Source organism: Vreelandella sp. H-I2 (assembly GCF_052959335.1).
Genome location: NZ_JBRAMC010000001.1, coordinates 540,100 through 552,993, shown reverse-complemented (window position 1 = coordinate 552,993; position 12,894 = coordinate 540,100). Strand labels below are relative to the sequence as shown.

Below are 12,894 nucleotides of genomic sequence, written 5' to 3'. Positions count from 1 at the left end.
ACGACGAATGTCGGCCAACCCTCGCCAGCATATAGTGCCTGCTGTTTGGTTTCATCAGGAGAGTGCCGGTGTATAGCGTATTGCTACTCTGTGGCGGGTTGGCGGGAGTGACCACCGTGTTGTTCGGTTTCGGGGGTGGATTCGTGGTGGTTCCCTTGCTGTATACCCTGCTGATTGCCGTCCATGGGCCGGATAGTGGTATCGGTCAGGCGGCCATGCATATTGCGGTGGCCACCTCGACGGCGTTGATGGTGTTTGCTGCTTCCCTGTCCACATGGCGCCACCACCAACGGCAGACCGTGCAATGGCATCTGGTGCGTCCGCTGGTGGGCTATATCGCCGTGGGCGCTGTGCTGGGCGCGGCGGCGGCCGTGTCGTTAAGCGGGGAGTGGGTGCGCTGGGCGTTTATCGGCTATTTGGGCATCACGATTGCAGATGCCGTTTTACGACCCGGTTTTCTGCATCAAGCGGGGAGTGATGTGCGTCCGATGGGGCGTGGGGTAACGGCGATGACGGGTACATTGATTGGTGCGGTAGCCGCCTTGCTGGGCGTGGGTGGCAGCGTGATGACCGTACCGCTTATGCGCCGTAGAGGCGTGAGCATGACGGTAGCCACTGCTATGGCCAATCCGTTGTCGTTGCCCATGGCAGTCAGTGGCACTGCGACGTATATATTGCTGTCGGCAAATCATCCAGCGTTGGGGGCTTGGTATGCCGGTTATGTGGATCTGCGCGCCTTATTGGTACTCGCGGTGGGCTCATGGCTCGGAATCCGCCTGGCGTCGATATGGATAGGGCGCATTCCTGATCGTATTCATGCCAGGGTGTACCTGCTACTGCTGGCAGTGGTGCTGGTGGTGATGGTTTTTGTGCGTTGAGTGTTGCTTGCTGGGAAGATGCCTGTTTGGGAGATGTGTGGCGCTTGGCATTCAGGTCATCGTGCAGGCGAGTGAGCTTCATTTCTTTTGTCAGTAGTTTCTTATGAGATCCATGTTGACATGGTTGCCAAAAGCAATTATTTATGTGCCTAAGGCAACTAATTGGAGGCCTCTTTATGGCCGCAGAACAACGCTTGCATGAGCGGGCCGGAACGGTGCGAAGCTTCAACCGTTTCTACACGCGTCAGATCGGTGTGCTGCACGAGCATCTGCTGGAAAGCCCATTTTCGCTAACGGAGGTTCGCATTCTCTATGAGCTGGCGCATCGGCCGATGCTTACCAGCTCGGATATTTGCCGGGAGCTGGGGCTCAATGCCGGTTACGTGAGCCGGGTGCTAAAAGGCTTCGAGAGGAAGGGGCTCATCACCAGGATTCCCTTGCCCTCTGATCGCCGGGCCGCGCAGCTTCAATTGACCGATCATGGGCGGGAAACTTACCTGCCGTTGAATGATGCGTCGCAGCGTGAAGTTGTTGCCATGCTCAAGCGGCTTTCGGAGCCTGAGCAACACCAGTTGATCGAGGCGATGCATCAAATCGAGAGCCTGCTCGGCGGTACGGATTCGAGCTACGTGCTGCGCGACCCGCAGCCGGGCGACATGGGATGGATCGTTCATCGGCAGGCGGTTCTGTATGCCCAGGAGTACGGCTGGAACAGTGAGTATGAAGCACTGACAGCAGACATCGTCGCCAAGTATCTGCGTAATTTTGACCCACATTGGGAGCGGTGCTGGATCGTCGAGAAGCAGGGAAGCGTCGTTGGCTCCGTGTTCATCGTTAAGGAAGGCGAGACGACCGCAAAGCTGCGGTTACTCTATGTCGATCCCTCCGCCCGAGGTCTTGGAATAGGTAGCCGCCTCGTCGATGAATGCCTAAGATTCGCCCGCCAAGCTGGCTATAAAAAAATCATCTTGTGGACCAACAGCGTTCTTATCGGTGCGCGAAAGATTTATGAAAAGGCGGGTTTCGAACTGGTGGAGGAAACGCCCCATTACAGCTTCGGTAAGGATCTTGTCGGCCAGATCTGGAGGCGCGAACTGTAGTTCCCAAGTCGTGAGGCACTATTACTTCACGTGCTTGAGTGTTAACCATTGCGGAAGGTTCCAATGTGCTGCTTTACACCCGTATTCGACACCAGTCCGCGATCACAAGACTTTTGCAGAAGACTCTAGGGGGATCAGTAATACAAAAAATGCATCTTTAGCGTGCGGTAACTAGGAGGGCAGGCGACGAATAAAGATTCCTTAGTGGTTCGCCAGGAGGAAAAGCGGCAGGTTCGCCGCCGGATCAAGCAAGGCTTGGTGTCTACACAAAGCGAAGCCGTTAGCGGGACATTTGAATTAGTAAAGATATAAAAAGGGCCGCTCGTAAATCACCGAACGACGCCCTGGAAGCGGTGCTTGCGGGCTTCTTGGTAGGTGGGGCTTTTTATGTATATATAAACAGTATTATGTTAAGGTTTGCTTAGCTTAAAAGCAGGCTGGTTTAGGTGTTTGCTGCGGCAGTAGGGTATATGCTGCATTGAAGTGAGCTTGCTTTAGAAATGCATAACGTTTGTGAACCTAAAGGAAGCGATCATGAATGATCAGCAAATACAGATATTCACCAGCGAAGATGGACAAGCACACCTTGAGGTGACGCTGGAGCAAGAGACTGTTTGGCTAAGCCAGGCGCAGATGGCAGAACTGTTTGGCAAAGATGTGCGTACCGTGAATGAACATATTGGTAATGTGTATGCAGAAGCTGAACTAGAGAAAGAGGGAACTATCCGGAAATTCCGGATAGTTCGCCAAGAGGGTAAACGCCAAGTTCAGCGGGAAATAGACCATTATAACTTAGATGCCATTATCTCAGTCGGCTATCGAGTGAAATCTCAGCGTGGTGTGCAATTTCGCAAGTGGGCAACTCAAGTATTAAAAGATCATTTAGTAAAAGGCTACACCCTGAACCAACGACGCCTAACCGAGCGTGGCATAGAGTTTGAGCAGGCGGTGAGTCTGCTCAGTCGTACGTTGACCAATCAAGGCCTAGTTTCTACAGAAGGCGAAGCGGTTGCCCGTGTGATTAGTGATTACGCTCGCTCCTGGAGTTTGTTGCAGGGCTACGACGAGCAGCAATTAACCGAGCTAAACGTTAAGCAGCCCGGTATGCACTCACTGGGGTTGGAAGAAGCCTTGAAAGCCATTGGTGAGTTAAAGCAAACCTTAATCGCCAAAGGTGAGGCAACCGAACTATTTGGACAGGTGCGGGGCGACGGTTTGACATCGGCTTTGGCCACCATTGAGCAAGGCTTTGGCGATGAGCTGTTTTACCCCAATGTAGCCACCCGCGCTGCGCATTTGCTCTATTTTGTAATTAAAAACCACCCATTGGCCGATGGAAATAAGCGCTGTGGTTCGTTTCTGTTTCTATGGTACTTACGCCGCAACGCAGCCTTGCTGGCCCGGCCAGTCGAGCAATTGATCAACGATAACACGCTGGTGGCGTTAGCCCTGTTGGTGGCTGAGAGCCTACCCGATCAAAAAACGCTGATGATTCGGCTGATTGAGCACTTCATACTGCTGAAAGAAAAATGAAGCTATCGATACTGAGGTAGCGCTGAGATATAACGCCATGCCACGCGTTTGTATTAATCTGCCGACCATCGCGCCGGCAGCTTTCGACAGTTACTTAAAAGCCGTTGCTGCAACCTCTCTAGCAGTAGCAGTGTCTGTTCGGTACCTTGATCCGCCATAGGGCTCAGCGTGGCTAGGGTGCTGTCAATGGCTGCGGGCATGTGTTCAGCGAGTTCTAGTCCTTGGCGTAGAAAGTAACGTGGTTGGAATCGCAGCGAGCGGGCCAGCGTCTCAAGGTGTGAGCGCTCGGTACTACCGGGGTGATCCTCGCCGGCGATGTGCAGTGCAAAGCGGCGCGATAGGCCACTATAAAGCGCCGTGCTCATCAGGTCGTAAAACGGCGCCAAGCGGGGGCCTTCATCGGTATAAAGGATGGCGAGGTTTTTGGCGTGGCTGTCGTTGTTGCCAATCAACAGATTGAAAAAGAGCCAGCCGATCAGGCGCTGCAAGTCTTTAGCCGGTGCGCCTGTTTGCTGCAGTAGTTCACGACAACGAACCAGGCCTGGGCCGCCGTCGCTTTCGTATTTGATCAGCGATGGGGTGCTGGCCAACTGGCAGAAATCGAGTTGGTGTAGGCGCCGCAATTTACCTTGTGCGTCGGAGATGCGATCGTATCGACGCACTAGGCAGGCACGGGTTTCGGGTTGGTAGCTAGCCTCGGCGACGTCGAGCCCGAGTTCAGCGGCCAGCTGCATGCAAAAGGTTTCGTTGAGGGCGGTGGTCCGGACACCTTTCAGGCCTTGAATATCTGGCTTGAGAATATGGCTGGAAGGCGCCGAACCCTCTGGTATGGCGGGGCTTCCATCTGGCTGTACCATCAACAGTAATTTGTTTTGAGCACCGGCGAGTGAGATTCGCGCTTCTTCACCTTGTTGCGAAAACGGTTGCGAAAACAGCGGGCCCCGTTCTCGATGTTGCAAGTGTTCAGCCACAGTTTCCCAATGAATAGGCCGGTAGTGCGGCGGAGCCGGTGACTCGCCCGGTGAAAGCAGGGTGAAGCCGCTGGCCGTATCGCCACCAATGGCTTTCAGCAGCCCAAAAACAGTCGTGGTGTGATGGCGAAGTTCCAAGTGATGCCGGAGGTCGCCCTCCGGCAGCAGGTTCTCAAAATAGGCCAACACGCCATCGCCTGCGTGAACCTGCTGCGTGAGGGGGAGTGAGGGTGAGAGACCCACTGCTTTAGAGTGCTCCAGCCATTCAGGCGCGTATTCGAAGCGGAGTGGTTGAGTATCGTACAGCCACCCAACATGCCTTTCGTCGTGATAAACCGTTAAGGTACCGTCACTCACCATGGCGGTTGCTTCCTTTGCGCCTCACAACTACCTCAAGCCCCATCAAGTCCAATACGTCTAACACTTTTTGCAGCTGTAGGGTCGGCTTGCCCCGTTCCAGATCGACGATAAAGCGATTGCCGGTGCCAGCAAGGCCTGCCAGATCAGCCTGTAATAGGCCCTGCTCGGCACGTAGTTGGCGCACCAGTTTGCCGAGGTCTTCGCTTTGGTGAATGGTAGTAGTTATGGAGAAGGGGGAGTTAGTGATTGGCATAGGTACCTGCTTTTGATTACCGTTCGGTAATTATAGGGCTGATGCTTGTTTCTCACAATATAATAATTACCGAACGGTAATTATTATATTAAAAAGCCTCATATCTTATTGTAAATTACCGGGCGGTAACTAGAAGGGCGGGCGACGAATAAAGAGTCTTTATTAGTTCGCCAAGAGGGCAAACGGCAGGTTTGGCGACGGATCAAGCAAAGCTTGGTTTCTACCCAAGGCGAAGCCATTAGCGCGGACATATGAATTAGCAAAATAGAAAAGGGGCCGTTCGTAAATCACCGAACGGCCCTTTTGTATTACTAAGCGCTGCATAGAGAGCGCTTGTTACGCTTCTTCCATCCCATCCACGATAAACACGCGGTAGTCGGCGCCCTGGAAGCGGTGCTTGCGGGCTTCCTGGTAGGCGTCGCTTTGGTACCAGGCGCGGGCGGCAGCCATGTCGGGGAAGCGCAGGATGACCGCGCCTTCCATATCGCTGCCTTCCAGCACTTCAAAATCACCGTAGAAGGCGAGCGGTTGCGGGTCGTGGCCTTCGCGGGCGGCTTTCGCCTTGGTGGCGTATTGCTCCATTTCCTTTGCGTCGTGAGTGCGTTCACGCGTCAATACAACATAAGCCGGCATTCCATTCTCCTTGGGTAATTATCAGGAAAGCTTGTTTAAAAGCGCTTGGGCGGTCGCTTCAGATGAGCCGGGGTTCTGGCCGGTGATCAGCAGGCCGTCGACAAGTACGTAAGAACTCCAGTCATCGCCTTTGCTGTACTGGCCGCCCTGTTCTTTGAGCATGTCTTCGACCAGAAACGGCACCACGTTAGTTAAGCCAACGGCCTTTTCTTCACTGTTGCTGAAGCCGGTCACTTTACGGCCAGCCACCAATGGCTTGCCGTCGCTGCCTTTCACATGGCGCAGCACGCCGGGGGCGTGACATACCGTGGCCACTGGCTTGTTGGCTGCCAGGGCAGCCTCGATCAGGCGCACGGAGGTGGCGCTTTCGGCCAGGTCCCACAGCGGACCGTGGCCGCCGGGGTAGAAGACCGCGTCGAACTCGGCGATATCGATATCATCAAGCTTTCGGGTGTTGGCCAGCGCGGCCTGTGCGTCGAGGTCTGCTTGAAAGCGGTTGGTGGCCTCGGTTTGGGCGTCCGGCGCATTGCTGCTGGGGTCCAGCGGTGGCTGGCCGCCTTCGGGGGAGGCCAGGGTCAGCTCGGCGCCTGCATCCATAAAGGTGTAGTAGGGTGCGGCCAACTCTTCTAGCCAGAAGCCGGTTTTGTTGCCGGTATCGCCAAGCTTATCGTGTGAGGTAACGACGACGAGAATTTTCATGATTGAGTCCTTTCCTGGGTGTGATAGGGAGTGTGATTTAGGGTGGGAGTGAGATTTAACAGGGCGTAGGTGGCTTTTAAGGCGGCATCCAGCGGTACCCGGTCGCGGGTGATCTTGGCGCGCAGGCTGGCGCCCAGCCACAGTTGATAAAGCGTGGTGGCCAGCTCGGCCGCATTGCCTTGCGTACCGGTCAAGCCGGGCAGCGAGCCATCATCTATCGCTGCCTCAATCGCCAGGGCTAGGCGGGCGATGATGACCTCGGTGCCGCGCTGCAGTACTTGGCGCATACGCTCGGAAAGATCGCTGACTTCCGCCGCGAGTTTGACCGCCAGGCATTTGCCGCTCGGGTTGCCGTGGTGCTGGGTGTTCCGCCAGTTTGTCCAGTAGCTCGCCAGGCGTTCGGCGTTGGAAGCCCCTGGCTGGCTCAAGCACTCTTCCAGCTGGATGAGGTAGCCAGTGAAGTAGTCTTCCAGCAGCGCTTCGCCAAAAGCCTCACATCGCCGGTCGCTGGTGTCGTGTTCATAAAAGACAGCTTACGCCTGATTAGACCAGTCGTCTAGATGGCTAGCACGTCTACTCCCACAGCGATTTGAGTGGCCCGCCTACCGGGGTGTTCTCGGGTAAGGTGACGGAAGCTACTCGCGCTTGGGCTGCCTCAAGCTGTGCTGGGTCGCCGCGCTCTATCTCCGGGTCTTGCCCCGGTGGGTAAGCGCCTACCATACAGAAATCATCGTCTGACTCTATGCTGGCATGCCCAACCCCGGCTGGAAGCACCAGCACATCGCCCGCGCTTAGCACCGTCTCGCGGCCGTTAGGGCCACCCAGCCGTGCCCGGGCTTGTCCACGGAAGATGCCCAATGCCTCGTGGGCGGTGGAGTGAAAGTGGTCAAAATCATAGAGGTGATAGCGCCACGCTGGCGGCCAGCCGTGGCGCTTAAACATGCTTTCAAACGCGTCAGCCAGTTCATCTGCATCGCTGGTGTCGAGAACTTGGCGGTAAACCAGCACCGGCAGTGGGGAGTTGGGATAGCCGGTCGTGTCATCGCTATCAAAATGGAGTAATTCGGGCTGCGGAATAGACATCTTGGCCTCCTCATTGGGTGTTCTTTCAGCATCGTCTTTAAAGAGTAGTCCTTAACATAGTCCTTAACATAGTCCTTAACATAGTCTTTAACATGGTCGAGCTATCCGATAAGAGACTGACCGATTATTCGGTGGATCACCGCCAAGCAGCGTACCCCTCATTTTCTGTTCGATTGCCTTGAGGGCGTCAATCGGTATCATAGCGATGATGTTGTTCATCATTACGCCACTTTACCGCGAGCTGCTATGAGCCAATCAAAAACGCCCTTCATTGTGGTGCTGAGCCTGGCTCTGACCATGATGCTGGGCCCGTTTTCCATGGATACGTACCTGCCGGCCTTTCCGGTTATTGGTGAATCGCTGGGGGTATCACAGCAGGCGGTATCGCTAAGCGTATCGGTGTATATATTCGCGATGGCGTTGGGTCAGTTAATCGGTGGTGCACTTTCGGACCGCTTCGGACGACAACGTGTTCTGATGAGCGGGCTGGTGATTTTTGCGCTCTCAAGCATTGTCATCGGTATGGCGGATTCCTTGAACACCCTGCTCAGTGGGCGGGCCGTTCAGGCCATTGGCGCCGGTTTGACCCTGGTATCGGTACCGGCGCTGGTGCGCGATCGGGTGGCGGGCCGCGACGCCGCGAAATTGTTCTCGATGATGGGCTTTATCATGGTGCTGGCGCCGGGTATTGCGCCTAGCGTAGGCAGCGCGATTCTGACGGTGGGCTCCTGGCACTATATTTTCTTCGCCTTGGCGGCGTACGCGCTGCTGCTGGTGCCGTTACTGGTGCGGGTGCTTTTTACCGGCAAGGGCAAGGTGTCGCGAGCGAAAAGCCCTAAAATGAGCTTGTTGGCGCGTTACAAACTGGTGCTAACGACAAAGCCTGCGCTGCCATTCATCGTTTGGCAGGCGGGCTCTTTTTCCACCCTGATTATGTTCATCACCTACGCCTCTTTTATCTATCAGGGACACTTCGGCCAGTCGCCCTCGAGCTTTTCGATGCTGTTTGCGGCTAACATTATCGCGATGCTTATCTTCAATATTTTCAATCGTGTGCTACTTTCCAGGCTGCCGTCGCTGCGCATCCTGCAATTAGCGACGGGCAGTCAGGCGGTTGGCATGCTGTTGCTGGTGATGGCCGCCTTCATGGAGTGGCCGCTGTACGCTTTCCTGCCCGCTATGATGCTGACCATCGGCGCGGTGGGGGCGATCTCGCCGAATATTCAGGCCTGCTTTTTGGAGTTCTTTCCCACCAGCGGTGGAACGGCCGCAGCGCTTCTGGGTGCGGCCCAGTTCGGTATCGCCGGGATCTTGAGCGCGCTATCCGCCATGCTGCCGCATACGCTTGAATCGATCATCCTGGCCATGGCCGCCTGTGGTTTGGTGGCGTATCTGATGCTGGCCCGCTCGATCATCAAAGGGCGTGCCGCCGTCGAGGCGTAATGCATCAGGCCCTGTTGACTTCCTTGCCATGCCGCCCCAGCGGTATCATCATCGGTTTGCCGGTCACCGGGTCTTCTATCACTCGGCTTTCCAGGCCAAATACCTCCCGCACCATCTGCTCGGTTAGGATCTCCTCCGGCGGGCCTACTGCATAAACATCGCCGTTGGCCATGGCGACCAGCTGGTCGGCATAACGGGCAGCCAGGTTCAGCTCGTGGAGCACCATCACAATAGTCGTGCCGCGCTCGCGGTTGAGATCGGTGAGCAGATCAAGCACTTCGATCTGGTGGTTGATATCCAGAAAGGTAGTGGGCTCATCGAGTAGCAATACCTTGGTTTGCTGGGCCAGCGCCATGGCGATCCACACCCGCTGGCGCTGACCGCCGGAAAGCTCGTCTACGTGGCGTTCGGCCAGGGCTGTCATTTGGGTGGCGGCCAACGCTTCGGCCACGGCGGCTTCGTCCGCCACGCTCCAACGCTTGAAAAGCCCCTGGTGCGGGTGGCGGCCACGGCTGACCAGTTCAAGCACGCTGATGCCTTCCGGAGCGATGGGTGATTGCGGCAGAAACCCAAGTTGCTGCGCTAAGCGGCGGGTGGGCATTTGATGAATGGCGTCGCCCTGCAGCAGCACACTGCCCTGGGCGGGCGTCAGTAGCCTTGAAAGCACACGCAAAAGGGTCGATTTTCCGCAGGCGTTGGCGCCCACAATGGCGGTTGTCTGACCGGCAGGCACAGTCAAGCTAACGCCATCGAGAATGGTGCGTTCCCCATAGCCTGCCACCAGGCCCTGGGCGAGTAGTGAACAAGCGCTCATAGGGTGCCTCGAGTTTTGTTGTCGCGAACGATGAGATACAAAAGATAAGGCGCGCCCAGCACACCGGTCACGATGCCGACCGGATAGCGGGCGGGGAGCAGAAACTGGCCCGCGTAATCGCCCAGCAGCACCAGTAGGGCACCTACTAACGCGGAAGGCACCAGCAGGGAGCCGTTGCGGCCCATCAGTCGTGCTGCAATGGGACCGGAAAGAAACGCCACGAAGGCCACCGGCCCCGATACCGCGGTGGCAAACGCCACCAGCGCAACGGCGGTAATGACCACGACAGCACGCGTGACGACCAGGCGAACGCCCAGCCCGGCGGCCAAGTCATCGCCCATGCGCAGGGTTTCCAGGTCGCGTCGACGGCTTAGCAGCAGCCCGCCAAATAGCAGCAGGGCAATAAAAAGCGGCAGCGCCTGGTCCAACTGCGCGCCGTTGACACTGCCGGTGATCCAGCGCAGAGCTTCTTGCAATGTCCAGCTTGGGGCGCGCATCAGTAGGTAAGCGGTGATACTTTGCAGCATGGCGGCAAGACCAATACCAATCAGAATCAGCCGTCCGCCGGTCACGCCCTGGCGCCAGGAGAGCGTATAGATCAACAGCGCCACGCCCAGTCCTACGGCAATCGCCACCAGCGAAACCGCCGGGCCGCTTAGCGAGAGCACCACAATGGCAAACACGGCGCCGGTGCTCGCGCCGGTACTGATGCCGATGATGTCGGGGCTGGCCAGCGGGTTGCGCAGCATGGTCTGAAAGGCGATGCCGCCCAGGCCAAAACAAGCGCCTACCAGCACGGATACCACGGCTCTTGGCAGGCGCAGCTCGCGAACAGTAAAGCTTGCCCCCGGCACGTCAGCACCGCCCAGCACGCGCAACACCGTGGAAAGCGGCGTGAAGGATTGCCCGAGCATCAGGGTTAACAGCACGCCTGCTAGAAGACAGGCGGAAAGCACCGCCAAAATGCGAACGCGGTGCTTAGCGTTTGCCCGGCGAATATGTCGGAAGTGGCTGATCGCATTGAGGGGCGTCTGGTTCATAACGCGCCTACTTTGCGATTGCGAACAATCCAGATAAATACCGGCGCGCCGATAAAGGCGGTGACGATGCCCACATCCAGCTCTGATGGATGAGCCACTAGCCTCCCGGCGACATCTGAAAATATCAATAGTACCGCGCCGCCCAGGGCAGAGAAGGGCAGCAGCCAGCGGTAGTCGCCACCTACTAGCAGGCGGCAGGCGTGGGGTACGACTAAACCGACAAAGCCAATCGGCCCACATACGGCGGTAATCGGCCCGCACAGCAATACCGCGCCGATAGCCGACATGGCTCGGGCCACTGCCACCTTTTCGCCCAGCCCGGCGGCGGTGTCATCACCCAGCGCCAGCATATTGAGTTTACGCGCGGCGAGCAGGGTGATGACAAACCCGGTGAGTAGAAAGGGGAGTACCGGTAGCAGTTGGTCATATGTCGCGCCGCCCACGCCACCCACCAGCCAGGATTGCACCAACCCGCCGATATCGCCACGCGGCAGCACCACGGCGGTGGCCAGCGAGCTAAGTGCCGCGGTAATGGCGGCGCCGGCCAGCGCCAATCTAAGCGGCGTGGCGCCGCCTCGGCCAAGACTGGCAATCGCGTAAACCGCGCAGGCGGCGACCGCGGCACCGGTAATGGCGGTCCAAATGTAGCTTGTTGTCTCGTCGATGCCGAACCAGGCGATACCGATCACTACCGCCAGCGCCGCCCCGGCGTTAACACCCAGAAGGCCGGGGTCCGCTAGTGGGTTGCGGGTCAGGCCTTGCATGACTCCGCCGGAAACCCCCAGCGCAGCCCCGGCCAGCATGGCCAGCAGGGTGCGCGGCAGGCGGCTGGCCACGGCGGCATCGCCAATGGTTTCCACTTGGCCGCTCAGCGCGGCGGCGATTTCCTGCCAACCCACTTCCCGGGCGCCCAAAGCAACGGAAAGCATTAACCCCAGCATAAGCAAAGCCAGCAGCAAGAGGCCGCCGGCAACACGTGTGTTCAGTTTGCTGCGCTGCTGGGCGACGCCAGGGCCAGTTACCGTAGCGCGGTTAGTCTGACTTGCGTGCGGCTTCTGAGAGCAGATCTGCATAATCATCCAGCAACCATGAAATTGACATTGGGTTGGGGTTAGCCGCCGTGCCCAGCGGAGTATTGCCGAGCAGGACAACAGCGCCGTTTTCTACCACCGGCAGCCGGGAGGTGAGCGGGTGGGCGTTGAGCTGGTCAATCAGCGGCTGGCCGCCGTAAGTGACGAGAATATCCACGTCATTAAGCTCGTCGATCAATTCAGAACTGATTTCGCCAGCGAATTTGCCAGGCGTGGAGTTCTGCTTGACCACCTTGGGGGATTCCAGTCCTAGGTCGTGGAAAAACCGCACCCGCGCGTCGTTATCGGTGTAGAACGAAATGCGGCCCAGGTTGGTGGGGTCGAGGTGGGTCACGAACATGGCCGTCTTGCCTGCCAGTTCGGGGTGGTTATCAGCGGTGGTGGCAATCTGCGCCTCGAGTTCTTCAACGAGCGCCTGGCCTTCCTCCGCCATGCCCATGCCGGTGCTGTTTAGGCGGATCATGTCGCGCCAGTCGGTCGCCCAAGGGCCTTCGGGGTAGGCTACTACCGGGGCAATCTGGCTCAAGGTGGTGTAATCCGCCTGGCTAAGCCCCGAGTAGGCGGCCAGAATCACATCGGGCTGGCTTTTGGCCACGGCTTCAAAATCGATGCCGTCGCCTTCATCGAACAGGGCGGGGGGCGTTGCGCCCAGCTCTTCAAGCCGAGTGACCACCCAGGGCAGTAGACCGTTGCCGTTTTCATCGCCAAAGTTGGCGGCGGCAAAGCCGACCGGCACCACGCCAAGCGCCAGCGGTACTTCGTGATTGGCCCAAGCCACGGTCGCTACCCGCTCGGGCTTCTCGGAAAGCACCGTGGTGCCCAGGGCGTGCTCGATTTCCAAGGGGTAGGATTGGGCACTTGCTGTACCAACACTGACCGATGCTAGTAGTGCGACGCAGAGAGCCTTGCTGTCATGAAGCCATGTCATTGTCCAATCTCCTGCAAGCGATACGACCTCCATCCGGTATACCGGGTGGAGGTCGTTGCTCGATATAA

General features: G+C 57.5%; 14 protein-coding genes. 4 read left to right on the top strand and 10 right to left on the bottom strand.

Annotated elements, in window-relative coordinates; genetic code table 11:
• Positions 1 to 68 precede the first annotated feature (68 nt).
• The 3 genes from ACUVOF_RS02660 (at position 69) to rhuM (ending at position 3,511) form a co-directional block, all read left to right on the top strand.
• Positions 69 to 878, top strand: a complete 810-nt coding sequence (locus tag ACUVOF_RS02660; protein ID WP_447042893.1) for a sulfite exporter TauE/SafE family protein — start codon at positions 69 to 71, stop codon at positions 876 to 878.
• Between the two features lie 176 nt (positions 879 to 1,054).
• On the top strand, positions 1,055 to 1,978 hold the full coding sequence (locus tag ACUVOF_RS02655; RefSeq protein ID WP_447042892.1) for a bifunctional helix-turn-helix transcriptional regulator/GNAT family N-acetyltransferase: 924 nt from the start codon (positions 1,055 to 1,057) through the stop codon (positions 1,976 to 1,978).
• 534 nt (positions 1,979 to 2,512) lie between these two features.
• A complete protein-coding gene (gene rhuM / locus ACUVOF_RS02650) occupies positions 2,513 to 3,511 on the top strand; it encodes a RhuM family protein (RefSeq protein ID WP_447042891.1) in 999 nt (332 codons plus the stop codon).
• Positions 3,512 to 3,564: 53 nt separating this feature from the next.
• On the opposite strand, the gene ACUVOF_RS02645 is transcribed toward rhuM, so the two are convergent.
• The 6 genes from ACUVOF_RS02645 to ACUVOF_RS02620 form a co-directional block, all read right to left on the bottom strand.
• On the bottom strand, positions 3,565 to 4,842 hold the full coding sequence (locus ACUVOF_RS02645) for a HipA domain-containing protein (protein WP_447042890.1): 1,278 nt from the start codon (positions 4,840 to 4,842) through the stop codon (positions 3,565 to 3,567).
• On the bottom strand, positions 4,832 to 5,095 hold the full coding sequence (locus tag ACUVOF_RS02640; RefSeq protein WP_447042889.1) for a helix-turn-helix transcriptional regulator: 264 nt from the start codon (positions 5,093 to 5,095) through the stop codon (positions 4,832 to 4,834). Before ACUVOF_RS02640 ends, ACUVOF_RS02645 begins: the two co-directional genes overlap by 11 nt.
• A 336-nt stretch (positions 5,096 to 5,431) precedes the next feature.
• Positions 5,432 to 5,728 (bottom strand): DUF1330 domain-containing protein, encoded by a 297-nt coding sequence (locus ACUVOF_RS02635; RefSeq protein ID WP_113268730.1) that lies wholly within the window; start codon positions 5,726 to 5,728, stop codon positions 5,432 to 5,434.
• Between the two features lie 21 nt (positions 5,729 to 5,749).
• Positions 5,750 to 6,427 carry a type 1 glutamine amidotransferase domain-containing protein gene (locus tag ACUVOF_RS02630; RefSeq protein WP_447042888.1) on the bottom strand — a complete coding sequence of 226 codons (678 nt, stop codon included), beginning with the start codon at positions 6,425 to 6,427 and terminating at the stop codon, positions 5,750 to 5,752.
• The gene (locus tag ACUVOF_RS02625; protein WP_447042887.1) at positions 6,424 to 6,855 is read right to left on the bottom strand and encodes a TetR family transcriptional regulator C-terminal domain-containing protein; all 432 of its coding nucleotides are present in this window, start codon (positions 6,853 to 6,855) and stop codon (positions 6,424 to 6,426) included. Before ACUVOF_RS02625 ends, ACUVOF_RS02630 begins: the two co-directional genes overlap by 4 nt.
• A gap of 145 nt (positions 6,856 to 7,000) precedes the next feature.
• On the bottom strand, positions 7,001 to 7,510 hold the full coding sequence (locus ACUVOF_RS02620; protein WP_447042886.1) for a cupin domain-containing protein: 510 nt from the start codon (positions 7,508 to 7,510) through the stop codon (positions 7,001 to 7,003).
• Positions 7,511 to 7,756: 246 nt separating this feature from the next.
• Here ACUVOF_RS02620 and ACUVOF_RS02615 point away from each other — a divergent pair, with 246 nt between their 5' ends.
• A complete protein-coding gene (locus ACUVOF_RS02615; RefSeq protein WP_447042885.1) occupies positions 7,757 to 8,953 on the top strand; it encodes a Bcr/CflA family efflux MFS transporter in 1,197 nt (398 codons plus the stop codon).
• A 4-nt stretch (positions 8,954 to 8,957) separates the two neighbouring features.
• Here ACUVOF_RS02615 and ACUVOF_RS02610 read toward each other — a convergent pair whose 3' ends face one another.
• Genes ACUVOF_RS02610 through ACUVOF_RS02595 form a run of 4 tightly spaced genes read right to left on the bottom strand, consistent with a single transcriptional unit; the run spans position 8,958 to position 12,826 of the window.
• Complete coding sequence (locus ACUVOF_RS02610; RefSeq protein WP_447042884.1) at positions 8,958 to 9,767, bottom strand: ABC transporter ATP-binding protein; 810 nt, start codon at positions 9,765 to 9,767, stop codon at positions 8,958 to 8,960.
• The gene (locus ACUVOF_RS02605; RefSeq protein ID WP_447042883.1) at positions 9,764 to 10,807 is read right to left on the bottom strand and encodes a FecCD family ABC transporter permease; all 1,044 of its coding nucleotides are present in this window, start codon (positions 10,805 to 10,807) and stop codon (positions 9,764 to 9,766) included. The genes ACUVOF_RS02610 and ACUVOF_RS02605 overlap by 4 nt, the downstream gene beginning before the upstream one ends.
• Positions 10,804 to 11,880 (bottom strand): FecCD family ABC transporter permease, encoded by a 1,077-nt coding sequence (locus tag ACUVOF_RS02600; RefSeq protein ID WP_447042882.1) that lies wholly within the window; start codon positions 11,878 to 11,880, stop codon positions 10,804 to 10,806. The genes ACUVOF_RS02605 and ACUVOF_RS02600 overlap by 4 nt, the downstream gene beginning before the upstream one ends.
• A complete protein-coding gene (locus ACUVOF_RS02595; RefSeq protein ID WP_447042881.1) occupies positions 11,840 to 12,826 on the bottom strand; it encodes an iron-siderophore ABC transporter substrate-binding protein in 987 nt (328 codons plus the stop codon). The genes ACUVOF_RS02600 and ACUVOF_RS02595 overlap by 41 nt, the downstream gene beginning before the upstream one ends.
• Between the last annotated feature and the right edge of the window lie 68 nt (positions 12,827 to 12,894).

Bases quoted from the DNA above. Each gene is read 5' to 3' on its own strand.
- ACUVOF_RS02655 (WP_447042892.1), top strand. From the start codon at position 1,055: ATGGCCGCAGAACAACGCTTGCATGAGCGGGCCGGAACGGTGCGAAGC.
- rhuM (WP_447042891.1), top strand. From the start codon at position 2,513: ATGAATGATCAGCAAATACAGATATTCACCAGCGAAGATGGACAAGCA.
- ACUVOF_RS02645 (WP_447042890.1), bottom strand. From the start codon at position 4,842: ATGGTGAGTGACGGTACCTTAACGGTTTATCACGACGAAAGGCATGTT.
- ACUVOF_RS02640 (WP_447042889.1), bottom strand. From the start codon at position 5,095: ATGCCAATCACTAACTCCCCCTTCTCCATAACTACTACCATTCACCAA.
- ACUVOF_RS02635 (WP_113268730.1), bottom strand. From the start codon at position 5,728: ATGCCGGCTTATGTTGTATTGACGCGTGAACGCACTCACGACGCAAAG.
- ACUVOF_RS02630 (WP_447042888.1), bottom strand. From the start codon at position 6,427: ATGAAAATTCTCGTCGTCGTTACCTCACACGATAAGCTTGGCGATACC.
- ACUVOF_RS02620 (WP_447042886.1), bottom strand. From the start codon at position 7,510: ATGTCTATTCCGCAGCCCGAATTACTCCATTTTGATAGCGATGACACG.
- ACUVOF_RS02615 (WP_447042885.1), top strand. From the start codon at position 7,757: ATGAGCCAATCAAAAACGCCCTTCATTGTGGTGCTGAGCCTGGCTCTG.
- ACUVOF_RS02610 (WP_447042884.1), bottom strand. From the start codon at position 9,767: ATGAGCGCTTGTTCACTACTCGCCCAGGGCCTGGTGGCAGGCTATGGG.
- ACUVOF_RS02605 (WP_447042883.1), bottom strand. From the start codon at position 10,807: ATGAACCAGACGCCCCTCAATGCGATCAGCCACTTCCGACATATTCGC.
- ACUVOF_RS02600 (WP_447042882.1), bottom strand. From the start codon at position 11,880: ATGCAGATCTGCTCTCAGAAGCCGCACGCAAGTCAGACTAACCGCGCT.
- ACUVOF_RS02595 (WP_447042881.1), bottom strand. From the start codon at position 12,826: ATGACATGGCTTCATGACAGCAAGGCTCTCTGCGTCGCACTACTAGCA.